The 26,501-nt window shown below is 68.9% G+C and carries 19 protein-coding genes and 1 tRNA gene; 14 read left to right on the forward strand and 6 right to left on the reverse strand.

Annotation, left to right across the window (positions count from 1 at the left end):
- Positions 1 to 8 precede the first annotated feature (8 nt).
- Both VGC56_RS12320 and yghU read left to right on the forward strand, forming a co-directional pair.
- The gene (locus VGC56_RS12320) at positions 9 to 1,427 is read left to right on the forward strand and encodes an efflux transporter outer membrane subunit (protein ID WP_464125239.1); all 1,419 of its coding nucleotides are present in this window, start codon (positions 9 to 11) and stop codon (positions 1,425 to 1,427) included.
- A gap of 43 nt (positions 1,428 to 1,470) precedes the next feature.
- Positions 1,471 to 2,349: a glutathione-dependent disulfide-bond oxidoreductase gene (gene yghU / locus VGC56_RS12325; RefSeq protein ID WP_464125240.1), complete on the forward strand. Its 879-nt coding sequence runs from the start codon at positions 1,471 to 1,473 to the stop codon at positions 2,347 to 2,349.
- 52 nt (positions 2,350 to 2,401) lie between these two features.
- Here yghU and VGC56_RS12330 read toward each other — a convergent pair whose 3' ends face one another.
- Entirely contained in the window at positions 2,402 to 2,800 is a 399-nt protein-coding gene (locus VGC56_RS12330; RefSeq protein ID WP_464125242.1) for a hypothetical protein, read from the reverse strand.
- Between the two features lie 60 nt (positions 2,801 to 2,860).
- Here VGC56_RS12330 and glpX point away from each other — a divergent pair, with 60 nt between their 5' ends.
- The 5 genes from glpX (at position 2,861) to VGC56_RS12355 (ending at position 9,855) form a co-directional block, all read left to right on the forward strand.
- The gene (gene glpX / locus VGC56_RS12335; RefSeq protein ID WP_464125243.1) at positions 2,861 to 3,838 is read left to right on the forward strand and encodes a class II fructose-bisphosphatase; all 978 of its coding nucleotides are present in this window, start codon (positions 2,861 to 2,863) and stop codon (positions 3,836 to 3,838) included.
- Positions 3,839 to 3,910: 72 nt separating this feature from the next.
- On the forward strand, positions 3,911 to 5,686 hold the full coding sequence (gene recJ / locus VGC56_RS12340) for a single-stranded-DNA-specific exonuclease RecJ (protein WP_464125245.1): 1,776 nt from the start codon (positions 3,911 to 3,913) through the stop codon (positions 5,684 to 5,686).
- Positions 5,687 to 5,768: 82 nt separating this feature from the next.
- Positions 5,769 to 6,848 carry a M64 family metallopeptidase gene (locus VGC56_RS12345; RefSeq protein ID WP_464125247.1) on the forward strand — a complete coding sequence of 360 codons (1,080 nt, stop codon included), beginning with the start codon at positions 5,769 to 5,771 and terminating at the stop codon, positions 6,846 to 6,848.
- A 66-nt stretch (positions 6,849 to 6,914) separates the two neighbouring features.
- Positions 6,915 to 6,990, forward strand: a tRNA-Glu gene (locus tag VGC56_RS12350).
- A 318-nt stretch (positions 6,991 to 7,308) separates the two neighbouring features.
- Positions 7,309 to 9,855 carry an excinuclease ABC subunit UvrA gene (locus tag VGC56_RS12355; RefSeq protein WP_464125249.1) on the forward strand — a complete coding sequence of 849 codons (2,547 nt, stop codon included), beginning with the start codon at positions 7,309 to 7,311 and terminating at the stop codon, positions 9,853 to 9,855.
- A gap of 44 nt (positions 9,856 to 9,899) precedes the next feature.
- On the opposite strand, the gene VGC56_RS12360 is transcribed toward VGC56_RS12355, so the two are convergent.
- Together VGC56_RS12360 and VGC56_RS12365 are read right to left on the reverse strand one after the other, a co-directional pair.
- Positions 9,900 to 10,193: a putative quinol monooxygenase gene (locus VGC56_RS12360; protein WP_464125251.1), complete on the reverse strand. Its 294-nt coding sequence runs from the start codon at positions 10,191 to 10,193 to the stop codon at positions 9,900 to 9,902.
- Positions 10,194 to 10,229: 36 nt separating this feature from the next.
- On the reverse strand, positions 10,230 to 10,904 hold the full coding sequence (locus tag VGC56_RS12365) for a TMEM175 family protein (RefSeq protein WP_464125253.1): 675 nt from the start codon (positions 10,902 to 10,904) through the stop codon (positions 10,230 to 10,232).
- A gap of 142 nt (positions 10,905 to 11,046) precedes the next feature.
- Between VGC56_RS12365 and VGC56_RS12370 the strand changes: the two genes are divergently transcribed.
- A complete protein-coding gene (locus VGC56_RS12370) occupies positions 11,047 to 11,880 on the forward strand; it encodes an aldo/keto reductase (protein ID WP_464125254.1) in 834 nt (277 codons plus the stop codon).
- Positions 11,881 to 11,986: 106 nt separating this feature from the next.
- Here the strand turns inward: VGC56_RS12370 and VGC56_RS12375 are convergent, their stop codons facing one another.
- From VGC56_RS12375 to VGC56_RS12385, 3 genes are all read right to left on the reverse strand, one after another.
- Entirely contained in the window at positions 11,987 to 13,726 is a 1,740-nt protein-coding gene (locus VGC56_RS12375) for a putative bifunctional diguanylate cyclase/phosphodiesterase (protein ID WP_464125256.1), read from the reverse strand.
- A 139-nt stretch (positions 13,727 to 13,865) separates the two neighbouring features.
- Complete coding sequence (locus VGC56_RS12380) at positions 13,866 to 16,409, reverse strand: PAS domain-containing protein (RefSeq protein WP_464125257.1); 2,544 nt, start codon at positions 16,407 to 16,409, stop codon at positions 13,866 to 13,868.
- A 119-nt stretch (positions 16,410 to 16,528) separates the two neighbouring features.
- Positions 16,529 to 19,135: a PAS domain S-box protein gene (locus VGC56_RS12385; protein ID WP_464125259.1), complete on the reverse strand. Its 2,607-nt coding sequence runs from the start codon at positions 19,133 to 19,135 to the stop codon at positions 16,529 to 16,531.
- Between the two features lie 138 nt (positions 19,136 to 19,273).
- On the opposite strand from VGC56_RS12385, the gene VGC56_RS12390 reads away from it, so the two are divergent.
- The 6 genes from VGC56_RS12390 to VGC56_RS12415 all read left to right on the forward strand — a co-directional run bounded on the left by VGC56_RS12390 (position 19,274) and on the right by VGC56_RS12415 (position 26,321).
- Positions 19,274 to 20,452 carry a zinc-dependent alcohol dehydrogenase gene (locus VGC56_RS12390; RefSeq protein ID WP_464125260.1) on the forward strand — a complete coding sequence of 393 codons (1,179 nt, stop codon included), beginning with the start codon at positions 19,274 to 19,276 and terminating at the stop codon, positions 20,450 to 20,452.
- A 26-nt stretch (positions 20,453 to 20,478) separates the two neighbouring features.
- Positions 20,479 to 21,078, forward strand: a complete 600-nt coding sequence (locus VGC56_RS12395; RefSeq protein ID WP_464125262.1) for a hypothetical protein — start codon at positions 20,479 to 20,481, stop codon at positions 21,076 to 21,078.
- Positions 21,079 to 21,107: 29 nt separating this feature from the next.
- Complete coding sequence (locus VGC56_RS12400) at positions 21,108 to 22,202, forward strand: hypothetical protein (protein WP_464125263.1); 1,095 nt, start codon at positions 21,108 to 21,110, stop codon at positions 22,200 to 22,202.
- The gene (locus VGC56_RS12405) at positions 22,199 to 22,378 is read left to right on the forward strand and encodes a hypothetical protein (protein WP_464125264.1); all 180 of its coding nucleotides are present in this window, start codon (positions 22,199 to 22,201) and stop codon (positions 22,376 to 22,378) included. Before VGC56_RS12400 ends, VGC56_RS12405 begins: the two co-directional genes overlap by 4 nt.
- Before the next feature lie 611 nt (positions 22,379 to 22,989).
- Positions 22,990 to 24,780 carry a PHA/PHB synthase family protein gene (locus tag VGC56_RS12410; protein ID WP_464125266.1) on the forward strand — a complete coding sequence of 597 codons (1,791 nt, stop codon included), beginning with the start codon at positions 22,990 to 22,992 and terminating at the stop codon, positions 24,778 to 24,780.
- A 275-nt stretch (positions 24,781 to 25,055) separates the two neighbouring features.
- Entirely contained in the window at positions 25,056 to 26,321 is a 1,266-nt protein-coding gene (locus tag VGC56_RS12415; protein ID WP_464125267.1) for a methyl-accepting chemotaxis protein, read from the forward strand.
- Positions 26,322 to 26,501: the final 180 nt, after the last annotated feature.

A 26,501-nucleotide genomic window follows, 5' to 3' on the forward strand; every position in this document is an offset into this window, starting at 1 on the left:
ACCAGCCCATGACCCGCCTCCGCCCGATCCTCGTCTCGACCCTCGCGCTCGCCGCCGCCGCCTGCGCGTCCGGCCCGAACTATGTGCGCCCCGCGACGCCGACCACGGCGGCCGGGCCCTTCCTCTCCGCCAACTCGCCCGCGCTCGATCCGAGCGCGCAGGTGCAGGGCGACTGGTGGCGGCTGTATCGCGACCCGGTGCTCGACCGCCTCGTCGCCGATGCGCTGGCGGCGAACACCGACGTCCGGGTGGCGATCGCCCGCCTCGCCCGCGCCCGCGCCTCGCTGCGGGAAGTGCGGGGCGAGCGGGCGCCGCAGCTCTCGGTCGGGGGCGGGGCGAGCTACGGCCGTGCGCCACTCGGCCAGACCGCCCCCGGCGCCCCGCGGGAGGATTGGTCGTTCGATGCCGGGGTCAGCGTCGCCTACGAAGTCGACCTGTTCGGCCGCGCCTCCCGGGGCGTCGAAGCGGCGCGGGGCGAAGTCGGCGCCGCCGACGCGGACGTCGCCGCGGTGCGCGTGCTGGTCGCCGCCGAAACCGCCCGCGCTTATGCCGACGCCGCCTCCGCCGCCGAACGGCAGTCGGTCGCCGAGCATATCGTCGCCCTCCTCGACAAGTCTCTGGCCTTGACCGAGAAGCGCCACACTGTCGGCCTCACCACCGGCCTCGACGTCGCCCGCATCGCCGCGCTCCGCGACCAGCGGCGGGCCGAAGTCCCCTCGCTCCTCGCCGAGCGCCAGGCGGCCTTGTTCCGCCTCGCCATGCTCACCGGCCGCACCCCCGCCGATCTCCCCCCCGAAGCGGGCGCGCGGCGCCAGACGCTGCGGCTCGACAGCCCGATCCCGGTCGGCGACGGCGCCGCCCTCCTCGCCCGCCGGCCGGACGTCCGCGCCGCCGAGCGCCGCCTCGCGGCCTCCACCGCCCGCATCGGAATCGCCACCGCCGATCTCTACCCGCGGATCAGCCTCGGCGGCTCGTTCGGCTCGACCGCCTCCAAGCTCGGCGATCTCGTCACCGGCGGCCCGGTCCACTGGCTGCTCGGGTCGCTGCTGAGCTGGACCGTCAACCGCGGCCCCGCCCGCGCCCGCATCGCCGAGGCGCAGGCCGACAGCCAGGCCGCCCTCGCCACCTTCGACGGCACGGTGCTGCGGGCCCTGCAGGAGACCGAGACGGCGCTCTCCGCCTACGCCAACCTCCTCGACCGCCGCACCGCGCTCGCCAGCGCCCGCGACCAGGCCGAGCGCGCCGCCGCCATCACCCGCGCCCGCCAGCGCGAGGGCGACATCAACTCCCTGGAGCTGCTCGACACCGAACGCACCCTCGCCGACGCCCAGGCCGCGGTCGCCGAAGCCGACGCCCGCATCGCCGACGCGCAGGTCGAACTGTTCCGGGCCCTGGGCGGCGGCTGGCAGCCCAGCGCCCATTCCTGACTCCGGCAGCTGTGCTAAACCGCCTTCCGAAAAGGACCACGAGATGACCGAGACTTCCGCCTACACCCCACCCCCCGTCTGGACCTGGGACAGCGCCAGCGGCGGCCGCTTCGCCAACATCAACCGCCCCGTCGCCGGCGCCACCCACGACAAGGATCTGCCCGTCGGCCGCCACCCGCTCCAGCTCTATTCGCTCGGCACGCCGAACGGGGTGAAAGTCACGATCATGCTCGAGGAGATGCTCGCGGTCGGGCATGCCGGCGCGGAATACGACGCGTGGCTGATCAACATCGGCGAGGGAGACCAATTTTCCAGCGGCTTCGTCGGGGTTAACCCGAATTCGAAGATTCCCGCCTTGCTCGACCGCAGCGGACCGGAGCCGGTGCGCGTGTTCGAATCCGGCGCGATCCTGATGCACCTCGCCGAGAAGTTCGGGGCGTTCCTTCCCGCCGCGGGAGCGGAGCGGGCGGAGGCGCTCTCCTGGCTGATCTGGCAGGTCGGCAGCGCCCCGTTCCTTGGCGGCGGCTTCGGCCATTTCTACGCCTATGCGCCCGAGAAGTTCGAATATCCGATCAACCGCTATGCGATGGAAGTGAAGCGGCAATTGGACGTGCTCGACCGGCGGCTGGCGGAGAGCGAATATCTCGGCGGCGCCGACTACGGCATCGCCGACATCGCCGCCTGGCCCTGGTACGGTCTCCTCGCGCTGGGCGAGCTCTACGGCGCCGGCGAATTCCTCCAGGTCGAGACGTATCGCAACGTCGCCCGCTGGACCCAGGCCATCGCCGCCCGCCCCGCCGTCGTCCGCGGCCGCATGGTCAACCGGGTGACGGGCGATCCCTCCACGCAGCTGCGCGAACGGCACGAGGCGGGCGACTTCGAGACGATGACCGAGGACAAACGCGCACCGACCCCCGGCTGACGGCAGTCCGCGGCCAGCGCCGTGCCCCGCACGTCCGCGGGGCTCGTGGGCCTCAATCCCTGCCGAGGATGTGGCGGACGATCTTGGGCACTGCTCTGGCCGCGCCGACCAAGTCGACCGTGACGCCGACGTTGCAGAGGCGGGTGCAGCGGTCGGCGGCGAGGGCGGCGATGCCGAAGCCGGGCTCGTTGATGTGGCGGACGATCTCGCCGGGCTCGCGCTCGAATTCGATGGGCTTTTCCCGGTGGGCGCAGACGACGATTTCGTTGCCGGCGCCGGTGCCGGTGCAGGGGGCGGGGAGGCCGGGCGGCCTGGTCATGGCGCGGTCGAGGGTGGCGGCTTCTTGCGGGGTGAGCGGAATTGGAGTTTGCGCCGCGGCGGGCGCGGCGGTGAGCGCTGCCCATATCAGCAGCGGCGGCATCAGCATCGGCGCCAATCTCGACTTCGCCACGGCTCTCCCCTATCGCCGCCCGCAAACCGCCCTCGGGCCGACAGGAGGATGACACAAATCATGGTGAGCGCAAGCCACGTACTCGACCGCGTCCTGGTGCTGGAGATGGTCCGGGTGACCGAGGCGGCGGCGGTGGCGGCCTCCAAGCTCGTCGGCCGCGGCGACGAGAAGGCGGCCGACCATGCGGCGGTCGAGGCGATGCGCGCGGCGCTCAACACGCTCGAATTCGACGGCACGGTGGTGATCGGCGAAGGCGAGCGCGACGAGGCGCCGATGCTCTATATCGGCGAGAAGGTCGGCGCCGCGCAGGGCAGCGGCCCGAAGATCGACATCGCCCTCGATCCGCTCGAGGGGACGACTTTGACCGCGCACGGCGCGCCCAACGCGCTGGCGGTGCTGGCCATCGCCGAGGAGGGCGGGCTCCTGAATGCGCCCGACGTCTACATGGACAAACTGGCGGTGGGCCCGGGCTATCCTGCCGGGATCATCGACCTTGCCGCGACGCCGACGGACAATGTCCGGGCGGTGGCGCGGGCGAAGGGCGTGGACCCTTCCGAGCTCATCGTCTGCGTGCTCGACCGGCCGCGCCACCAGGCGCTGATCGCCGAGCTGCGCGGGCTCGGCTGCGGAATCCACCTGATCCCGGACGGCGACGTGTCGGGGGTAATCGCGGTCACCAATCCCGAGACCACGATCGACATCTACATGGGCTCGGGCGGCGCGCCGGAGGGCGTGCTGGCGGCGGCGGCCTTGCGCTGCGTCGGCGGCCAGTTCCAGGGGCGTTTGCTGTTCCGTAATGCGGACGAGATCGCCCGCGCCCACCGCTGGGGCGTCGACGACCTCGACCGGATCTACCATCTCGAAGACCTCGCCAAGGGCGACTGCATCTTCGCCGCGACCGGCGTGACGGACGGGTCGATGCTCGGCGGTGTGAAGCGGCGGCGCGACTTCATCGGCACTGAGAGCGTGGTGATGCGGGCGTCGTCCGGCACCGTGCGGTGGGTCAAGGGGCAGCACCGGCACGAGCCGGGGCTGTAGGAGCCGGCACTAATCCACAGCTTTCGGCGGGGGTGGATTCACAGGCGGCCGTCGCGCGCCTAAGCTGGCGCGATGCTCACCGCCGCCCATGTCTGCGGAGTTTCGCACTCCATCCTCGGCCAGCCCTGGCGCTGGCGGGGGTCGGCGGCGGACGGGCATGACGCATCGTTCGTGCCGGACGACCTCGTCGACCAATTGCTGATGGCGCGCGGCGTGGTGCGCGAGGAGCTGATGCGGCATCGCCAGCCGACCTTGCGCGGCTTCATGCCCGACCCGTCGCTGTTCCGCGATATGGACGCGGCGGCGGCGCGGCTTGCCGACGCCGTCGAGGCGGGCGAGGCGGTGACCGTGTTCGGCGACTATGACGTCGACGGCGCGACATCTGCGGCGCTGCTGGTGCGGTTGTTGCGGCAGCTTGGGCTCGACCCGCGCGCGTACATTCCGGACCGGCTGATGGAGGGCTACGGCCCGTCCGGCGAGGCGCTGGTGCGTTTGGGGGCCGAGGGCGCGCGGCTGATCGTGACCGTCGATTGCGGGGCGCAGGCGTTCGAGGCGCTGGCGATGGCGGCGGAGGCCGGCGTCGAGGTGATCGTCGTCGACCATCACAAATGCGCGGCGGCGCTGCCCAGGGCGCTGGCGCTGGTCAATCCGAACCGATTGGACGAGGGCGACGAGGGCGCGGCGCACGGCCATCTCGCCGCGGTGGGGGTGAGCTTTCTGCTCGCCGCCGCCTTGGTGCGGACGCTGCGGGGGCGGGACTATTTCGCGCGGCGCGAGGAGCCCAAGCTGATCGCGCTGCTCGACCTGGTTGCGCTGGGCACGGTCGCCGACGTCGCGCAGCTGCGCGGGCTCAACCGGGCGTTCGTGACGCAGGGGCTGAAGGTGATGGCGGCGCGGGGCAATATCGGCCTTGCCGCCCTGGCCGACGCGGCGCGGCTGGTGCGGGCGCCGACCTGCACCGATCTGGGCTTCGCGCTGGGCCCCAGGATCAACGCCGGCGGGCGGGTCGGCAAATCGGACCTCGGCGTGCGGCTGCTGACCACCGAGGATGAGGGCGAAGCGGCCGCCATTGCGGCCGAGCTCGACCGGCTGAACGAGGAGAGGCGTGCAATCGAGGCTTCGGTGTGCGAGGCGGCGGAGGCGCTGTGCCCGGCCCAGGCCAATCGCGCGGTGGTGGTGGTCGCGGGCGAGGGGTGGCATCCGGGGGTGATCGGCATCGTGGCCGGGCGCCTCAAGGAGAAGCTCGGGCGGCCGGTGCTCGTCGTCGCGCTCGACGCGGACGGCGTGGGCAAGGGCTCGGGCCGCTCGATCGGCGGGGTCGATCTCGGCGCGGCGGTGCTGGCGGCGAAGGAGAGCGCACTGCTCGTCGCCGGCGGCGGGCACGCGATGGCGGCGGGGATCACCGTCGCGCGGGACAAGATCGAAGCGCTGGCGGATTTCCTGGAAGAGCGGCTGGCGGTGGACGTCGCCCGCAGCAGGGACGCGCGCGCCTTGCTGCTCGACGCTTTGGTGGCGCCGGGCGGGGTCTGCCCGGCCTTGTGCGACGCGCTGGAGGCCGGCGGGCCTTATGGAGTCGGCTGGCCGGCGCCGCGGGTGGCGGCCGGGCCGGTCCGCATCGTCAAGGCGGACGTGGTCGGCAACGGCCATTTGCGGCTGGTGGTGGCCGGCGACGACGGGCGGCGGGTCAAGGCGATCGGCTTCCGCCTCGCCGACGGCGCGCTCGGCCAGGCGCTGCTCGCCGCGCCGCCGCACCGCAAGCTGTGGCTGGCAGGCCGCGTCCGCCGCGACGAATGGGGCGACCGGATCGCCGCCGAACTCCATCTGGACGACGCCGCCTGGGCGGACTGAAAATCGTCCGTAGCGGATTTGACCGCGACCCCCTGGTGTGTTTTCCTCGCGCCCTAGGCACGCTTTTCGTGGGGGAAAGCTCATGGGTCTGCATATCTCTCTGCCGTTCGGCCACAGCCATGCCGCCAAGGCGCATGCCAACACGCCGCCGGACGGAACGCCGCCACGGATGATCGTCGAGTTCCTGGACCAGGACGGCAAGGCCGTCGGCGGGCGGATGCGGCCGCTGGTGCCGCAGCCGCTTCACGCCGAAGTGCCGAGCGGCGACGCCGGGATGGACTGGCACAAGACCGATCCGCACCTGACCGTTGCCCCCAAGTCGGTGCCCGCGGGCGCGGTGGCCGTGCGGGCGCGCAGCGGCGACACCGTCGTGGCGCAGCTGCCCCTCGCCGCAGCCGCCTCTGCCAAACCCGCCCCGCCTGTGGACAAGGCGACGTTCAACCCGGCCGGCAAGTGGACCTTGCTGCTTCTCAGCGAGCTGTTCACCGACAAGGCGCGGTTCTTCGGATTCGCCGGTGCGCTCGACAAGTATATTCGCAGCCAGGCGCCCTTCTCGCACAACCCCGACAGCGGCGTGCGGATCGAAGCCTTGTTCTGGCCGAGCCCGGCGGGCGGACTGTTCAATACCAGCCAGAATGGCAGGCTCGTCTACGGCGACACCGGCGTCGTCAACGCCTTCGTCGCGAAGAGCGGCGCCAAGGGGCGGCTTACGATTGTGCTCGTCGACCTGCCCCGGCGCGGCGGCGCGGGCGGCGGCCAGGGGCGGCCAGCGTGGGTGACGATCACCAGCGAGCCGACCGAGACCTGGCAGGCGGTGGCGCTGCACGAACTCGGCCATTCCTTCGGCCTCGCCGACGAATATACCAATTCGGAGCAGCCGACGCCGGAGCCGCACCCGCTCGAGCCGAACGTCACCGACCGGAGCGACCCCGCCCAGGCGCCGTGGGCCGCGCTCTGCACGCCCGGCCACCCTGGCAAGCCGACCTGCGCCGCCGCCACCCGCCCGCCGGCCCCTCTCGGCGTCGTCGGCACCTTCGAAGGCGCGCGCTACACCGAGACGGGCCGCTATCGGCCGACTGCGGAATGCCTGATGCAGCGCACCGACCGGCCCTTCTGCCCGGTCTGCCAGGCCGCCATCGCCAAGGCGCTCGCTGCCGCCTGAAGGCACTGCGCGGCCACCCGGTTGACCCCCGCGCGCCGCTTGCCTAAGGCCCACGCCTGCCGCGCCGGCCCCATCGTCTAGCGGTCTAGGACGTCGCCCTTTCACGGCGAAAACACGGGTTCGATTCCCGTTGGGGTCACCAGCGAAATCAATGACTTAGCTGTCTCGAGCACGGCTCGCGGCAAATCGCTGCAATGTTCGAGCCCGCCAAACGGGAACAGGCCCGGACTACCGAGCAGTAGAAAGTGCAGCGAGTGTCTGATTCGGCCGATTGCGGCGGTTCTGCTTCGGGTGACTGGGAAAAAGAGGGCATTCGTCCGGCGAGCTGCGGGAATCAGCGGTTCGTCATTCCCGTGTCCGCGGAACGGCGGCTTTGGCTCGGTCGTTCGACTGGAAGACGGCGAGCCGCAGCCTCGACACCAAGGCGAACCGCGAGGCGTGCAGGGGGCAGGAGGTTAGCATGCGCGACACCAGGGCCTCCGGCTTCGTCCGCGTTCGCGGCGCCCGCGAGCACAACCTCAGGAACGTCGACGTCGACATTCCGCGCGACGCCTTGGTCGTGTTCACCGGCGTATCGGGATCGGGCAAGTCGTCGCTCGCTTTCTCCACCCTCTATGCCGAGGCGCAGCGGCGCTATCTGGAATCGGTTTCGCCCTACGCGCGCCGCCTCTTCCACCAGATGGAAGTGCCCGAGGTCGACGAGATCGAAGGGCTGCCGCCGGCGGTGGCGCTGCAGCAGCAGCGCGGATCGCCGACCACGCGGTCGTCGGTCGGAAGCGTCACCACCCTCTCCAACCTCTTGCGCATGCTCTATTCGCGCGCCGGCGAATATCCGACGGGCCAGCCGCATCTCGACGCGGAATCCTTCTCACCGAACACGCCCGAGGGCGCCTGCCCGCGCTGCCACGGGCTCGGCCGGATCCACGAGGTCACCGAAGCCTCGATGGTACCCGATCCTTCGAAAACGATTCGCGAGCGCGCCGTCGCCGCCTGGCCGACGGCCTGGGGCGGCCAGAATTTGCGCGACATATTGATCAGCCTCGGCATCGACGTCGACACGCCGTGGCGCAAGCTGCCGAAGAAGGAGCGCAACTGGATCCTGTTCACCGAGGAGCAGCCGCAGGTGCCGGTCTATCCCGGCTGGAGCCATGACGAGATCCAGCGCGCGATCCGGCGCAAGATCGAGCCGGCCTATATGGGCACCTTCTCGAGCGCCAAGCGCTACGTCACCCACAGCTACGCAACCACCCAGAGCGCGATGATGAAGAAGCGCGCCGCCCGCTTCATGATCGCCCGGCTCTGCCCGCTCTGCGACGGCAAGAGGCTGCGCCGGGAGGCCCTGTCGATCCGCTTCGAGGGCGTCGACTTCGCCGAGATGAGCCGGCTGCCCATGGGTCGCTTCTCGAAGATCTTCGCGCCTTATGCCGAGGCGAAGGCGGGCAAGCTCCGGGCCCTGCGCAAGACCCATCCGGAAAAGGCGCTGGTGGTCGAGCGGATCGCGGGCGACCTGTGCCGCCGGCTGTCGGTGCTGCTCGACCTCGGCCTCGGCTATCTGACGCTGGAGCGGGGCACCCCGACGCTGTCGCCCGGCGAGCTTCAGCGGCTCCGGCTCGCTACCCAGGTCGTCTCGAACCTGTTCGGCGTCGTCTACGTGATGGACGAGCCGTCCTCCGGGCTCCACCCCGCCGACACCGAGGCTTTGCTCCGCGCGCTCGACGGCCTGAAGGCGGTCGGCAATTCGCTGTTCGTCGTCGAGCATGAGATGGACGTGGTCCGGCGCGCAGACTGGATCGTCGACGTGGGCCCGGCCGCCGGCGAGCGTGGCGGCGAGATCCTCTACAGCGGCCCGATCGAGGGCCTCAGGAAGGTCGCCGCCTCCGAAACAAGGCGCCACCTGTTCGACGAGGGCGCCGGTATTCCCAGCTGCAACCGCGAGCCCACGGGCTGGCTGCGGCTGGAGGGGGTCACGCGCAACAACCTGCGGGAGGTCGATTGCGCGATCCCGCTCGGCGTGATGACCGCGGTCACCGGGATCTCCGGCTCGGGCAAGTCGAGCCTGATCAGCCAGGCGCTGGTGGAGCTGGTCGCGGACGCGCTCGGCGCGCCGGTCGGGCCGGACGAGGAGCCCGATGCCGAAGCGGCGCTCGAGGACCGCCCCGCCGCCGCCACGGAAGGCCGGATCGCCGGCGGCCTCGAAGGGGTGAGGCGACTGATCGAGGTCGACCAGAAGCCGATCGGCCGCACCCCGCGCTCGAACCTCGCCACCTATACGGGCCTGTTCGACCACGTCCGCGCCCTCTTCGCGGCGACCCCCGAAGCCCGCAAGCGCCGCTACGATGCCGGCCGCTTCTCGTTCAACGTCGCCAAGGGCCGCTGCCCGCGCTGCGAGGGGGAAGGGTTCGTGATGGTCGAGCTGCTCTTCCTGCCGAGCGTCTACGCCCCCTGCCCGACGTGCCACGGCACCCGCTACAATCCCAAGACGCTCGAGATACGCTACCGCGGCAAGTCCATCGCCGAGGTGCTCGCCCTCACCGTCGAGGGGGCGTGGGAGTTCTTCGCCGACGCGCCCAACGTCTGCCGCTCCTTGAAGGTACTCCGCGAAGTGGGCCTCGACTATATCCGCCTCGGTCAGCCCGCGACGGAGTTTTCGGGCGGCGAGGCGCAGAGGGTGAAGCTCGCCACCGAGCTTCAGCGCGCCCAGCGCGGCGGCGCGCTCTACGTGCTCGACGAGCCGACCACCGGCCTCCACCCGACGGACGTCGAGCGCCTGCTCGGCCAGCTCAGCGCCCTGGTCGACGCCGGCAACAGCGTCGTCCTCGTCGATCACGACATGAAGCTCGCCGCGGCGAGCGACTGGGTGATCGACCTCGGCCCGGGCGCCGGCGACGAGGGTGGAAAGATCGTTGCCGCCGGTCCGCCGGCCAAAGTGGCGTCCTCAAAGGCCAGCCGCACCGCACCCTATCTCCGGCGCGCGCTGGGAGAAAAAGCAGCCGCTACGGCGGCCTGATCGGCGGTCGCCGCTCGGACTGGGTCCTTGTACTCCGCCGCCGTCTACTTGGACGCCAGCACTTCGGCATGCTCGATCTTGGGTATACCGTGGAGCAAGGTCGGGGTGTGGGCGATCAGGGCCCGGCCGACCTTGCCGGCAAGGTGGGCAAGCCGATCCTTCTCGCTTCCGAACGTGTCGAAGATCGCGAAGTCGCGGCTCCCGAACTTGACGGCATACCAGTTGATCGTCCCCTCCTCCTCCATCACGTCGTCCAGCGCCTTCCGGAGAAAGTCTTCGACCTCGTCCTCCTTGCCTTCCTTCGCCTCGACGCGAACGAACAATGCGCGGTCAATCATCGGCTTTCTCCTCTGCGTGGAACTGGGGACTCGTCGCTACGCCTCCTCTTTCTCTTCGCGGCCCGGCTCCTGGCCCGGCCGGTAGCGCGGGCTGGGCTGCGGAATGAGGAACCAGGCGACGGTCAGCAGGGCGATTCCCGCACCGATCCGCGGGGAGGCCAACGCCACCGGCACCGCCACGATCTGGATCGCGGTCGCGATGCCGTAGCGGCGGGTCATCTGCTTCAGGAAGTCGGGGGCGAGCCGTTCGTCCATCACCCGGCGGCCGCCCGACATTCCGTAGAACCACTTCATCATCCAGGCGATCGCCGTGGAGGCTAGCGCGACGGTGAGGGTCACCGCGGCCGCGGGCTCGAACGCCGTGCCGAGATGAAAGCACCAGACCCGGATCGGATAGGGCACCACGACGATGACCAGCAGGAACAGGAGGTTGATCAGGCCGAAGACATGGTCGCTGCGCGCGTAGATCCGGCCGGTATAATGGTGCTGCAGCCAATAGGCGCCGATGGTGACGTAGCAGAGCAGCAAGGCGAGATGCTCGCGCCATTGCTCCGCCATGGCGTGAACGAGACTGTCGTAGCCGTGCGGCCCGTCATGCGCGCCCGGCGGCTTGATCTCGACGATGAGCAAAGTCAGTGCGATGGCGAACACCGCGTCGGTGAAACCTTCGAAGCGACTGAGCCCCCGGACCGCGCCGAAATTTTTCGCCATCATGCTGTCCTATGGACCGTAACCGCCCAACCCGCGGGGACTGCGTTAAGTTGCCGAATACCTTCGTGGACCGCGCGCGGGCGCTGATCGTTGTCGTCCCATCCCGGCGGACTGGAGCCTGGAATGACGCCAGGAGGCAGCGATGCGGTTTCGACAGTTTGGATCGACGGGCCGCCAGGTCCCGATCGTCGGCCAGGGCAGTTGGAAAATCGACAATGACAGGCGGGGGCCGGCCGTTGCGGCGCTTCGCCGCGGGCTCGACGAGGGAATGACCCACGTCGACACCGCCGAGATGTACGGCGATGCCGAATTGGTGGTCGCGGAGGCGATTGAAGGCCGGCGCGACGAGTTGTTCCTCGTCTCCAAGGTGCTTCCCAGCAATGCCTCCGCCGAAGGAGTGGTCAGGGCCTGCGAGCGCTCGTTGTCGCGCCTCGGGACCGACCGCCTCGATTGCTACCTGCTTCATTGGCGGGGATCGGTTCCCCTCGTCGAAACCATTGAGGGCTTCGAGCAGCTCGTCCGGTCGGGCAAGATCCTAAGCTGGGGCGTCAGCAATTTCGACGTCGCCGACCTCGAGGAAGCGCTCCGTATCGCCGGCCCGGGCAAGATCGCCTGCAACCAGGTGCTCTACAATCTCGAGGAACGCGCGATCGAGCACGAAGTCATTCCATGGTGCGAAGGGCACGGGGTAGCCGTCGTCGCCTACAGCCCGTTCGGCCATGGGAGCTTCCCCGACGCGCGGTCGACGGGGGGTGAGGTTCTTGCTGAAATCGCCGAAGCCCACGATGCGACGCCCCGGCAGGTCGGGCTTGCCTTTCTCGCGCGCGCGGCATTCGTGATACCGAAGGCGTCGAGTCCGGAACGCACTGCTCAGAATGGCGCGGCGGGCGATCTCGAGCTGTCCGAGAGCGAGCTGGCGCGCATCGACGCTGCGTTCCCGCGGGGGCCGAAGCCGGCATCCCTGCCGATGCTTTAGAGCCGGCAACCCGGTGGCGACCGCCGCACTTGCTCGTGGGGGTTTAAACGCGACGGTCGCCAAAGCGGCGTCACCACAAGGCGCGTGCCGCGTCGATACGGTGAGGCTACGGTAGTAGCGGCGGCAGCTTCCGCAGCAGCTCGCCGACCTCCTCCATCTTCACCGGCCTGGAGAACAGGAAGCCTTGGCCGTAATCGCAGCCGATCCCGGCCAGGAACTTGCGCTGCGCTTCGTCCTCCACGCCCTCGGCGACGACCTCGATCGACAGGTTCTTCGCCAGCTCGACGAGGGCCCGCACGATGGCGGCGCTCTCGGCGACCGTATCGATCGTCGACACGAACGACCTGTCGATCTTGAGGGTGTCGACCGGGAAGTCCTTGATGTGCGAGAGCGACGAATAGCCGGTGCCGAAATCGTCGAGCGAGATGCGGATCCCGTTCGCGCTCAGCACCCGCAGCGCGCGCTCGACATGCTCGGCGCCCTGGGCAAGGAAAGCGTGCTCCGTGACTTCGATCTGGACCAGGCTCGGGCAGATGCCCGCCTGCTGGACGCGGGCGACGAGACGCTCCGCATAGTCGTCGCGCATGAACTCCGCCGGGGAAGCGTTGATCGAGACATGACCGAATTCGACGCCTTGGCGCAGCCAGGCGCGGATGTCGCCGATCACGGCCCTTTGGATCAGGCTGCCGATCCGCGAGGCGAGCTCGTAATCCTTGAACGCTTCGCTGATGGTCTCCGGCAGCTGGATGCCGAGGCGCGGATGGTCCCACCGGAGCAGCGCCTCCAATCCGCTGATCCGGCCGGAGGCGAGGCACAGTTTCGGCTGGTAGAAAGGCAGCACGGACTTTTCCATCAGGGCCACGCGGGCGAGGCTGAGCTGCGACGCCTCGCGCTGCGCCGCCTGGCGCATGTGCTGCTGGAACATCTGGATGCCGCCGCGGCCGCGCGCCTTCGTCGCGAACAAAGCCCGGTCGGCATTCTTGAAAAGCTCGTCGGCGCTGGCCCCGTCGCGAGGGAATAGGGCGGCGCCGATGCTTGCGCTGGCGTGGATCAGGCGGCCGTCGAAACATGCCGGCCGCTGCAGCCGTTCGAGGATCGCCTCGCCGACGCGGATCAGGTCGAGGTCGGCGGCGATGTCCGGGACGATGACGGCGAACCCGTCGCCGCCGACCCGCGCCAGGAAGGCGCCTTTGTCCAGCACGCCGCGCAGCCTGCGCGCGACGATGCGCAGGAGGTGGTCGCCGGCGGCATGTCCGAACATGTCGTTGACGTGCTTGAAGCGATCGAGGTCGAGGAGAAGGAGGCCGAAGGTGGAGGACTTGTCCATGGCCTCGAGGGCGGCGGCTTCGACCCGCATCTGGAAGCTTCGGCGGTTGGGAAGGTCGGTCAACCAATCCTCTTCCCCGATCCGGCGCAGGCGGTCGGCGGTCGCCCGGTGTGCCGTGATGTCGCGCGAGATGGCCAGCAACCGCGCGACCCGCCCACGACGGTCGCGGATCGGAGTCACGATGACGTCCCACCATCTCGGGGCGCCTCTCGCCGTGGGACAGGGCGCCGTAAACCGAACCGCGTCGCCGGTGCGGGCCTGGACGACGGCGCTCTCCACGAGCTGGCGCTCGCCGGCGGGCCACAGGGCTGCCCACTCTTGCCCGACGAGTTGGTGGAAATCGTCGATCTCCATCGCGCACAGTCCCGGGCCGTTCATCAGTTCGAGCCGGCCGTCCGTGGACAATATCTTGATGCAGTCGACGCTCGCCGCGAGAATGCTCTGGAAGAGCGCCTCGGGATCCGCGAGGTCGGCCGGGCTTCCCACCGACTTGGCGAGCGCTTTCCGGGTACCGATCAACTCGATCCCGGTGTGCGTGTCTGTGCGCCGTCTCCTGCCCGTCATATCCAGCATTGGCTGTCCCTCCGGCAGTGGGGACTAGGCCGCCGGGCACAAGAAGGGGATAAACGCCCAGACCGTGAGAATACCGTAGTGGCGTTCAGGCACGAGAGGCGAGCGGCAGGCTGAAACAGAAAGACGCGCCGTTCGGCACATTGTCTTCCACCCAGATACGGCCAGCGTGGGAGTTGACGATCGTCCTGCAGATGGAGAGGCCAATGCCCAGGCCTCCGCTCTTGGAACTCGCGAAAGGGGTAAAGAGCAGCGCTTTCTGGTCTTCGGACAGGCCCGGCCCTTGGTCGCTGACGCGAATCTCCGCGTCCCCGGCGCTGGAGCGTCGGACGCTGATCTCCACGGGATGGCCTGAAGCGTTCTCGGCGGCGGCTTCCTGAGCGTTCCGGATCAGGTTGAGCAGCACCTGCTCGATCTGGATGGGATCGGCCAGCACGAGGTCGGCATCGGCGGCTATCGAGACCTCCGGCCTGGCGGCTTCGGGCGAGCAGGCGCCTGCGATCCGGCACGCGCCCTCGACAAGCGCCGCCAGGCTCTCGGGCCGCTTGGCGGGTTCGCGGTCTGCTGCGTGCTCCCTCAGGCGCCGGAGGATCTCGGCGGCATATTCCGCGCTCCGCTCCGCCCCGGAAAGGGCATCGAGCACCGTGTCGGGGACGTCGCCGCCTGCTTGACCCAAGGACCGGCCGAGCCCGCGGGTGAAGTTCGCGATCGCCGTGAGCGGCTGGTTCAACTCGTGCGCCAGGGTCGCGGCCATCGCGCCCATCGCACTGAGGCGGGAAAGGTGGACGACCTCCGTCTGCACCCGCTTCAGCTCCATGTCCGCCTCGGCGCGCTCGGTGACGTCCTGGTTAAGGCCGACGAAGCGGCAGGCGTTGCCGCGGCTGTCCGCAACCGTCTTGCCGAGGCCGAGGACCCAGCGGCAGCGGCCGTCCGCCCCGATGGTCCGAAACTCGGCTCGATAGACGGTGCCATGCTCAACGCTTGCTTCGAGCGCATCATGCACCCTCGCGACGTCGTCCGGGTGGAGCGTCGCCTGCCATTCCTTTTCCGTCAGCGTCTCGGCCGCGTCCGGCGCAAGGCCGTGCATCTCGAGGCTGCGCGGGCACAGGCGAACGATCCTCGTCGCGAGGTCGAGGTCCCATGTCCCCGCCCCGGCGCTTTCCTGCGCCACGGCGATCCGCTCGAACGCTTCCCTGGCGCGCTCCTCGCTGCCGCGAAGAGCGGTCACGTCGCAGGCGCTGCCGACCATGCGGACGGGAAGGCCGGAGAGCGGGTCGCGGGCCACGACCCGCCCCCGGTCGAAATTCCAACACCACCCGCCCTGGCTCCGCCGCACCCGATACTCGCACTCGAACGTGGGCGTGCGGCCTTCCAGATGATTGCTGAGCTGCTCCGAGACCCTGGCCAGGTCGTCCGGATGAACGAGCTGGCGGACCGCCTCGAACCGCCCGGGCATGGCGTCGGGATCATAGCCCAGCCGCTCCAGGAATCGCGGAGACATGGCGATGTTGCCCGTGGGGATGTCCCAGTCCCAGGCCCCGTCTCCCGTCGCCTCCAGTGCCAGGAGCAAGGCCTCCTCGCTGATGCGCAGCGACGCGGTAGCCTTTCGCTCCGCGCTCACGTCGCGGAAGAAGACCTGCAACCCGCTGTCCATCGGCCTTGCATTGACGTCGAGCCAAAGTTCGAGATCGGGCTCGAAGAACTGGAAGCGCAGCGCCTGCCGGTCGGAGGCGACGCGATGGAGCTGCTCCCACGCGCGCGTACCCACCGACAGCGGAAAGGCCTGCCAGATGACCTTGCCTTTCAGGTCCCTGTCCACGCCGAACATCTCGGCGGCGTTCCGGTTGAGGTAGCTGAAGCGCCAATCGTCATCGAGCAGGAACACGCACTCGGTTGTGCCTTCCAGCACGTCGAGCACAGCCGGGAGGACCCCCGTGTCCGGCTGCTCCGGACCTGCCGGCCGGCCATCCTGCACGCCTTCGAACGAGCTTGAGGCCAGAGCCTTGGGAGGCGCGTCCGCGCCTTCGAGCGGCGCGAGCTCCGCCTCGATGGCAAGATGGAGCGCCTCCGAAAGGCTGGTCAGCCCCAGATCGTCCATCATGTTCGCCCGGTGCATCTCAACCGTGCGGGGGCTCAGCTGCAGTGCGCGCGCAATAGCCTTGTTGGTCATCCCGGCCAGCAGGCCCTGCAGGACCTGCCGTTCGCGGCTGGAGAGGCAGGCGAGGCGCGCTGCGGCTGCGGACCGCGTCTCGCGCCGGTCGCGGCTCCGCAGCGCGCCGTCGAGCGCCCGCTCGATCGCCGCGATCAGCTCGGCCTCCTGGTACGGCTTTTCCAGGAAGTCGACGGCACCGAGCTTCATCGCCTGGACGGCGTCGCGCAGATCGCCGTGGCCGCTCATCATGATAACCGGGAGCGCTCCGTCGCGTGCCGCGATCTGGGCCATGACTGCGGCGCCGCTGAGCCCCGGCATGCGCAGGTCCAGGAGGACGCACCCGTCTCTGAGCTTCGGCTGCGCCAGAAGCTCCTCGCCGCCGGCATAGACCTCGGTCGTATAGCCCTGGCCGGTCAGGAGGTAGCTGGTCGCGGCGCGCACGTGGGCGTCGTCGTCGACAATGTGAATGACGGGTGCCAAGGCAATTCTGCGCGCAAGAGGAATTCGTTCCAAAATAGGAACTTAGTCCCCGGATTGCGACCCGGGCCCCGTACGGCCGTAGTTTTACCGTAGCGCCCGCTAACAGGCGGCGTGCCAAATCACCCGAGCCGGGCTGACGGAGCTATGCCTGCGGCGAGGGCGATCTGGAGCAGTTCCGTCAGGCTGCTCGCGTTCAGGCGGTTCGTCACCTGCGCGCGGTGGAGCTCGACGGTGCGCGGACTGATGCCGAGCTTCTGGCCTATCGACTTGTTGGTGCCTCCCTCGACGAGGCCGACGAGCACCTCCCGCTCCCGGGGCGTCAGCCTCGCGACCCGGGCCGCCGCATTTTCGTCCCGCGTCATCGGCCGCACCGCGCCGAGGCATTCCGCCATCGCCTTCGCCAGGGCCGGTCGAAGCGAGGCGTCCTTTGCCAAGGTCACGTAGTCGACGGCGCCCGCCTTCATGGCGGCGACCGCCGCGTCGATCTCCGCTCCCGGGGCGTCGACTGCGATCGTCGGGAGCGGGATCGATCGCGCCTTGAGCTCCCGCGGGATGGAGAGGCCCTCTTCCCTTCCCTTGCGCAGGTCGACGATCACGCAGCCCGGGGCGAGCACCGGCGCGACGTCGAGGAATTCGGCGCTGCTCGCGAAAGTTCGCGCGCGATAGCCCTCGGCCCTGACGATGCCGGCGAGCCGGCGAGCCTCGGCGGCTCCGCCGGACACGATATAGGCCTGGCGGACGTCCTCCTGGGTCAGGTCCCTTGTGATGCCGCCGATCCGGGCCAGGGCGCCCTGCTCGTCCAGGATCGGAAAGCTCGTCTCGCGGAGCGAGCGGACGCCGCCGTCGCTCGGGCGGACGATCCGATATTCGACTTCGGCGACCTCGCCCCGGCTAACGGCGGCAAGGGCGCGCTCGACCTGCGGCCGGTCCTCGGGATGAACGTCGGCGAGCCACTCCGCGAAGGGGACCGGCACATCCGGGGACGACTCGCCCCGGATCTTCCCGAAGGCGGCGCTGAACCAGACGATGGCGCGCTGCCCTGGATCGGCGATCCAGATGAGGCTGCTGCTGTTGTCCGCGAAGCTGCGGAACTGCGCTTCGCTCGCCCGGATCGCGGCCTCGTTGCGCCGCTGCTCCGTCACGTCGATCGCGGCGCCTATGAAATCGACGGCACGGCCTTCAGCAAAGATCGTCCGGCCGTAGGTCGAGACTTGGCGGGTTCCGCCGCCGTCGTGGCGCACCAACCGATATTCGATCTCGTAGTGCCCGTCCCCCGCAGGGTCGGCGCACTCGGCGATCGCCTGCCGGACGCGGGGGAGATCGTCGGGATGGATGCCGGCCTCGAACACCTCCATGGTCACCTCGGCGCCGGGCGGCAGGCCCCACATGGCGCTCAGACGGTCGTCCCATTCGAGCGCTCCGGTGACCGGATCCCAGGAATAGATGCCGAGGCCCGCCAGCTCGGTCGCGGCGCGAAGGCGCGCGTCGCTCCTGCGCAACGCCTGCTCGATCGCGTGGCGGTGGCTGGTGTCGCGCGACACGCCGACCACCAGCTCGACCGACCCGTCCTCGGCGCGGACCGGCCCCCAATGGAAGTCGAAATAGGCGCCGTAGCCCGTCGGGCTGCGGTAGAAGACCTCGTCTTCGACGGTGACGCCGTCCCTGAGAACGCGGTCGATGTGACCGTTGAGCAGGTCCGCGAGGTCCCGAGGGTAGTCGAGGTCGGCGAAGGTCTTGCCGAGCATTTCCTCGGCCGAGAGGCCGAAGAGCCCGAGCATCGCGGCATTGGCATAGGCAAAGCGGCGCCGCGGATCGAAGGCGTAGACGAAGTCGGGAATCGACGACAGCGCCGCTTCGAGGAAGCGGGACTGGGCGGCGAGCACCGCGCTTGCGGCCTCGACCCGCTCCGCCGCCCGCTTGAGATCGTCCACGTCCTGGACGACGACGATCGCCTCGGTGCGGTCGTCCTGCTCCCGCCGGAAGGGCACGGCGCTGACCCGCAGCCAGCGTTCGGGGCCCTTGCCGACCCCATAAAGGAAGTCGATCCCCGGCAGGACGGACTCGCCGCGCAGCGCCCGAGCCCCCGGGTAGAGATCCGGCGGGAGCGGCCGGTTCTGGGCATCGTAGCCGCGCCAGCGCCGCGAAGGATCCTGCTCGCGCGACGGGAGGCGGGTGACGCCGGCATAATCGCGCATGCTCTGGTTGGAGTGAACCACGTCTCCGTCGCTGTCGTAGACACCGACGCCCAAAGGCAGGTTGTCCAGCAGCGACGCGAGGAGTCTCTCCTGGTCCCGAAGCGCGCGCTCGGCGCGTTTGCCGGCCGAGATATCGCTCGTGAAGGTCGCCGCCCCTACCAGTCCGCCGGCCTCGCCGCGTAGGGCAAAGGCCGACCAGCGCACCTCCGTCTCCTTCGACTCGTCCGCGAAGTCGCGAAAGCGCAAGTCCCCCGCCCAGTGCCCGTCGCGCAGCAACGCCGGCAGGGCGACCGTCTCGACGACGGCACGGTCCCCGGCTGTAAAAAAGTCTACGATCTGCAAGCCAGTGACGTCGGCGTCGGCCGGCAGGCCGATCATCTCGCGTCCCGCCGCGTTGACGAAACAGGGGCGAAGCCGCGCATCGCAGATGCCGATGAAGGTCGTCGCCTGGCGCACGACCGCCGATGCCAATGCGGCAAAGGCGGCCTCGTCGCGGCCGGACCCCAGTGGTGGCGATGCGGTGTCCGACATCCAGTGGAGCCCTCCTTGGGCAATTGCCGGCGAAGCGGCAATGCTCCTGACCCTCGGAATGTTCCCTAGGGATCGTGCGTATGCCGAGCATCGTCCGGCTTCCCGATAGCCGCCTGCGCACATCGGAAGGAGACTCGCATGAAAGCCTTGGTCTGGCACGGCAAGGAAGACGTCCGTTACGATACGGTGTCCGACCCGGAAATCGAAGAACCGCGGGATGCGATCATCAAGGTCACAAGCTGCGCGATCTGCGGCTCGGACCTCCACCTCTTCCACAACCTCATCCCGGCGATGCTGCCGGGCGACATCCTGGGGCACGAATCGATGGGGGAGGTCGTCGAGGTCGGAAGCGCGGCAAGGAACTCGCTCAAGGTCGGCGACCGCGTGGTTATTCCCTTCACCATCCAGTGCGGGGAGTGCGACCAGTGCCGGCGCGGCAATTTCTCCGTGTGCCAGCGCTCGAACCGCAAGGGCGAGCTGGGCGACAAGGCGTTCGGCCACCGCACGGCCGGCCTGTTCGGCTACACGCACCTCACCGGCGGCTATGCCGGCGGCCAGGCGGAATATCTGCGGGTACCCTTCGCCGACACCACCCACATCAAGGTTCCGGACGGGATCGAGGATGAGAAGCTGCTCTTCCTCTCGGACATCCTGCCGACCGGCTGGCACGCGGCGGTGCAGTGCGACATCCAGCCCGGCGACACGGTCGCGGTCTGGGGCTGCGGCCCCGTCGGCCAGATGACGATCCGCTCGGCGATCCTGCTCGGCGCGGAGCAGGTGATCGCCATCGACCACCTGCCCGACCGGCTGTCGATGGCGGCGGCGGCCGGAGCGATCACGATCAACTTCGAGGAGGAGAGCGTTCTCGACCGGCTGAACGAGCTCACCGGCGGCGAAGGGCCGCATAAATGCGTCGATGCGGTCGGCTCCGAAAACCACGTCAACTGGGGCCAGCCGGACACCATCCTCGATCGCGCCAAGCAGATGCTGATGGCGGAGAATGACCGTCCGCATGTGCTTCGCGAGATGATCTACGCCTGCCGGCCGGCCGGCGTGATCTCGATCATCGGCGTCTATACCGGGCTCGTCGACAAGATCCCGATGGGCCAGGCGATGAACAAGGGCCTGACCTTCCGGATGGCGCAGGCGCATGTGCCCCGCTGGACCGACGAGCTGCTCCGCATGATCGAGGACGGCCGGATCGATCCCTCCTTCGTGATCACCCACAAGGTCGATCTGTCGCAAGGCCCCGAAATGTACCGCACGTTCCGCGACAAGGCGGACAGCTGCATCAAGGTCATGCTCCAGCCTGCCTGAACCCTCCAGCTCGAAGAGGTATCACCATGTCACTCCTCCATCCCTCCGATATCGCCCGTTCGGAGGGCGATCCCAAGGTCCAGCGCAAGGGGCCAAGCTCGCTCACCGGCGCGGACCGGCTGGCGCGCGCGCTAGGCTGGTTTTCCATCGGGCTCGGCGTCGCCGAGCTGGTGGCACCCGGCCGCATTGCGCGCGCGCTGGGCCTCGAAGGCAAGGAAGGCTTGATCCGTGCCTATGGCGCCCGCGAAATCGCAAGCGCGGTGCCGACCCTGTCGGTCGACAAGCAGGTGGGCCTCGCCTCCCGGATCGGCGGCGATGCGCTCGATCTCGGCACGCTCGCCCTGGCGCTTCGCCCGGGCAACCCCAAGCGCGACAATGCGGCGATCGCAACGGCGCTTGTGGTCGGGATCACCTTGCTCGACATCCTCGCCTATTCCGGGACCAAGGCTGTGCACAGCCGCGAGCGGGGAACCCAGCGGGACTATTCGGATCGCAGCGGGCTGCCGCGGGGGCCGAAGGCGTCACGGGGTGCCGCCCGCGAGGACTTCAAGAACCCGCCGGATTATCGAGCCGAGGGGCAAGTCGCGGACGCCGTTCCCGAAAGGGTCTCCGAGCTGGTCGCCTAAAGCCGCTCGTCTCATCGAGGTTTCGAACGATGACGATCGAACAGATCGGCGGGGCGGCGCTGATGACGCTCTTCCTCGCCGATATCTTCCTCACCGTGCTCTATGCGCGCGCCGGCACCGGACTGCTGGCGCCGCGCTGGAACCGGCTCGTCTGGGCGGCGATGAGCGGCGTCTCGGGGCTATTCGGCCGCCGGCGGGGCGCCGTCCTGTCCTATGCGGGGCCGCTCATCGTCATCCTGCTGATCCTCTTCTGGGCGCTCGGGCTGACGATCGGCGCGGCGATGATCGTCCAGCCCGAGCTCGGGACGGCGATCCGGCCGAGCAGCGGCGACACGCCGAAGGACTTCGTCACCGCGCTCCTCGTCGCCGGCAACAGCCTCTCGATCGTCGGCGGCGGCGACTATTCGCCGCACTCGGCCGGCATGCGCCTCCTCTATCTCTTCAACTCGCTGATCGGTGGCGCGGTGCTGTCGCTGGTCCTGTCCTATCTGGTGCAGCTCTATTCGGGCCTGCGCGAGCGCAACGCCCTGGCGCTGACCGTCGAGCTGATGACCGGCGGCACCGGCGACGCCGCCGAGATGCTCGCCCGGCTTGCCCCGGACGGGGACTTCAGCGACACGGTCAGCGAACTGGGCAACCTGGTGCGCCCGCTCACCCAGACCAAGGAGGCGCACCATTTCTATCCGTTGCTCTTCTACTTCCGCTTCGAGGAGCCTTATTATTCGGTATCGCGGCTCTGCTTCATCCTGCTCGACCTGACGACGCTGATCGACACCGCGCTGGACCGCGAAAAGCACAAGGGGCTGGTCCGCTCCGCGCCGGTCGGGGCCCTGCGCCAGGGTGCCGAAATGCTGCTCGACACGCTCGACCGCAACTTCCCGACGGTGCAGGAAACTTCCGGCGGCGCCGCGGAAGGCCGCACGTCAGCTCAAAGCTACGCGGCGGCGGTGGAGACATTGCGCCGCGCCGGGATCGAGACCCGCCAGGACACCGGAAGCTATGCCGATCAGCGCAGCCGGTGGGAGCCGCTCATCCGCCGCGTCGCGCCGACGCTCGGCTACCGGATGCACGAGATCGACTGCAGGGCTCCCCATGCCGCAGCACCCGCGAGGGTAATGCCATGATAAGGTCGCGAGAGGATCTGGGCTATTATCGGGAGCGCGCCGAGCAGGAAATCCGGCGCGCCGAGCTCGCCGATCACCCCGACGCCGCGCGGGCCCATTACGAGCTGGCCGGCTATTATCTGAATCTCGTCCACAACCGGGCCCGCGTCGATGGGAGCAACGCGGCCGCGAATTAGTCGGGGCGCTGTCGGTCTCCGCCCGATCGCTGCTCGGAGCACGGCGTCGCGGCATCCCTGCGCCGCCGAGCTCGGTGCTTGGCTTCGCTGGCAACGCCGGTGTGTCAGCTCCAGTGGATGGGGATTTGTCGATCCCAACCAAGCGCGGAGCCGCTAGCGCTATAAGTCCACCTTTGACGCGGCGCCGGCCTTCATGAATAGCCGGTATTGGGGCAAGGTTGCCGCTTGCCTGCTGATGAAGCCGCGAAGAACGGGTGAATCTCTTGCCCCCGCCGCTGTAAGCCATTGAGAACTAATGGGTGGAACAGAGAGTAAAAGGCGGCACACAACGTTGATTTAATTGAATTTCTGCATTTCACGGCGAAAACACGGGTTCGATTCCCGTTGGGGTCACCAAGGCGTTGAGAGGCTGAGGCTTTTCGAGTTTCCCGAAATCAGTAGCTTCCATGCCGCCCGCTGGGCGGGGGACCCCCTGAAACCTCGTAACGGGATGGGAGGCGCGGGGCGCACGGCATCAGCCAAGGAATCCTGGGCCCCAGCGCCGTTCCGTCCGCAGCCCTTCCGCCCGCCTCGGGCGTTGGCTAGGGCGGAGCGAGAAGAGGAACCATATCATGGCCGAGCAGGAAACCAAGGGTCCCGGCGCCGCGGCGGGCGCGCCGCCGCTGCCGACGCTCGAGGAGATGCAGCACTGGACCTGGGTGATGGGCCGGGCGCAGCAGATGATGCTCGAACATGTCGCCAAGGCCGCCGGCGAGGCGAAGCCGCCGCAGCCCGACGCGCTCGCCAGGCAGCTGCCGTGGATGAGCATGTTCCCCGATCCCGCGAAGCTCGCCGAGCAGCAGGTCGAATTGTGGACCGAAGGGCTCGCCATCTGGCAGCGGGCACTCGGGCTCGAGACGCCGCGCACGGGCATCGAGGAGAAAGCCGACAAGGACCGCCGCTTCAGTGCCCCGCAATGGCGGGAAAACCCCTTGTTCGACATGATCCGCCAGACCTATTTGCTGGTCTCCGAGCGCCTGCTGGGCAGCGTCGACGCGCTCGACGGCGTCGACCCGAAGCAGCGCGAGAAGCTGAAATTCCTCACCCGCAGCTTCGTCGACGCGATGAGCCCGTCCAACTTCGCGCTCACCAACCCGCTGGTGCTCGAGCGGGCGATGGAGACGAAGGGCGAGAGCCTGTTGAAGGGCCTCGAGCACATGCTCGCCGACCTGTCGAAGGGGCAGCTCACCCACACGGATCCCAATGCGTTCGAGGTCGGCCGCAACATCGCGGTGACGCCGGGCAAAGTGGTCAAGCGCACCCCGCTCTACGAGCTCATCCAGTACAGCCCGACGACCGACCTGGTGCACGAGACGCCGCTGGTCATCTTCCCGCCCTGGATCAACCGCTTCTACATTCTCGATCTCAATCCCAAGAAGAGCTTCATCCAATGGGCGGTGAACCAGGGGCTGACCGTGTTCATGGTCTCCTGGAAGTCGGCCGACGCGACGATGAAGGACGTGGTGCTCGACGATTATGTCCTCGGCGGACAGCGCGACGCGATCGACACGATCCGCGACCTGCTCGGCGTCGGACACGTCCACGCGATCGGCTATTGCGTCGCCGGCACCACCTTGGCCTGCACCCTTGCCTGGATGGCGGCGAAGGGCGAGGCGGAGAAGGTCGCCAGCGCCACCTTCTTCACCGCCCAGGTCGATTTTTCCGAAGCGGGCGATTTGAACCTGCTGGTCGCCGACGAGACGCTGGAGATGATCGACCGGATTTCGGCGGAGAAGGGCTTCCTCGACGGCCGCTACATGGCCGCCACCTTCAACCTGCTGCGCGGCCGCGACCTCATCTGGAACTACGTCACGTCCAATTATCTGATGGGCGACGATTATCCGCCCTTCGACCTGCTCCACTGGAACGGCGACACGACCAACCTGCCGGCGACCTGGCACACGGCCTATCTCAAGGACTTCTACAAGGGGAACAAGCTGGTCACGCCGGGCGGGATCAGTGTCGGCAACGTCCCCATCGACCTGCGCAAGGTCGAAACCCCGACCTACGTCCAGGCCGGCCGCGAGGACCATATCGCGCCCGCCCACAGCGTCTGGAAGATCACCCACCATTTCGCCGGGCCGCTGAAGTTCGTCCTAGCCGGCTCCGGCCACATCGCAGGGGTGGTGAACCCGCCCGAGGCGCAGAAATACCAATATTGGACCAACCATTCCAAGGTCGCGACCCTTGACGAATTCGTCGCCGGCGCAACCGAGCACAAGGGCAGCTGGTGGCCCGACTGGATCGAATGGATCGGCGCCAGGTCGGAGAAGAAGGTGCCTGCGAAGGGGGCACGCATTCCGGGCAAGGGCAAGCTCAAGGCTTTGGAAGACGCGCCGGGAAGTTACGTCCGCGCGAAGTAGCTTTGTGCCTCCCCATCCGAAACGGATGGGGAGGGGGACCAGCGAAGCTGGTGGAGGGGTATTCCGTACGCCTGTACGTTCATTGTCGAGGCCCGGCGGCGTTCTTGCCAACGACCCCTCCACCACCTCCAGTGGTCCCCCTCCCCACGCGCTGCGCGCGCGGGGAGGCATAAGAGTCCGTGAAACCCCTCGTTTACCATCAGCGTGCTAGCGCCATGGCCGATCAACAGAGCGGGTGGGCCATGGCCGGCTACGTCGCACACGGGGAACAGAAGTTGCAGAAGCTGACCGACCGGCAGGTCTCGAACCGCCTCGCCGCCTACAATGCCGGCGGGGCCTTCGAGGAAAGGCTCCGCGCCCTCTGGGAAGAGGCCGGCGATCTCATCGAGGCGGCAGTGCGCGACAGCGGCGGCGAGACCGCCGTCGACCGCACCCGCCTGAGCTTCACCCGTCCCATCGACGCCGCCTGGGTGCACGCGGTCGCGGCCCTGGGCTTCGAAATCTACACCAAGGGCGCCTCGGTCCCGGCCGAGATGGACCGCCGCGCCCGCCTTGTCGGCGCCCTCGTCTGCGCCTTCCGCGACCGCTTCGGCGACGGCCCCGGCTTCGCCCAGGCGGTCGAGACGCTGCAACGCCTCGCGGCCTACGAAAGCGACATCATCCTCGCCCAGGTCGCCCTCCTCGAAGCCAATGCGGCCGCCGAGGCGCGCGGCAAGCAGAGCGAGCGCTTCGAGCGCGATGTCGCCCATCTGGTCGACGCGACCAACGGCGAATCGGCCGGCCTCAGGCGCAAGAGCGGCGAGGCCGCCGCCTCGGCCCGCGGCATGCTCGGCAAGACCAGCGAAGTCGCCGCCGCCGCCGAGCAGTCGGCCCTCGCCATGCGCGAAGCGGCGCAGACCGCCGCCGGCCTGATCCGCGCCATCGAGACCGCCCGCTCGGAGGTCGAGATCGCCGCGGACGTCGCGACTCGCGCCGGCGACCAGGCCAGCCGCGCCATGGAGGTGAGCCGCGCCCTCTCCTCCCATGTCGAAGCGATCGAATCGATCCTCTCGCTGATCCGCGACATTGCCGGCCAGACCAACCTCCTCGCCTTGAACGCCACGATCGAGGCCGCCCGCGCCGGCGATGCGGGCCGCGGTTTCGCGGTCGTCGCCCAGGAGGTGAAGTCGCTTGCCAGCCAGACCGCCCGCGCCACCGACGAGATTGCCGGCAAGATCTCCGCTATCCAGCAGGCGACCCGCCAGACCGTCGAGGCCAACAGCTCGATCCAGGGCACGGTCGTCGAGGTGCAGAGCACCGCCGGCCGCATCCAGGGCGCGATGGAGGTCCAGGCCCAGACCGTCACCATGATCACCGCCGCCGTCGACGAGACCGCGCTCGCCGCCGATTCCATGTCCTCGACCATCGCCGCGATCCGCCAGGACACCGAGAATGTCGCCGGCGAGATTGACGGGCTGACCAAGAATTTCGGCCATGTCGACGAGCAGATGGCCCGCTTCAAGGCCGCCGCCGGCGCCTTCGTCAGCACCTTCGCCGCTTAAGGCGCAGGCCTAGCCCCTTTTCCTGCCCCATCCGCGCGCCTATCGGGCGCGCATGACCAAGCTCAACATCCTCGTCACCGGCTCCAGCCGGGGCATCGGCAAGGCGATCGTCGCGTCGCTCGAAGGCCACTTTGTCGCCGGCCACAGCTCGGCCGGGGGCGACGGCCGCATCGCCGCCGA

The sequence above is a fragment of the Allosphingosinicella sp. genome (genome assembly GCF_036403745.1).
GTDB lineage: Bacteria > Pseudomonadota > Alphaproteobacteria > Sphingomonadales > Sphingomonadaceae > Allosphingosinicella.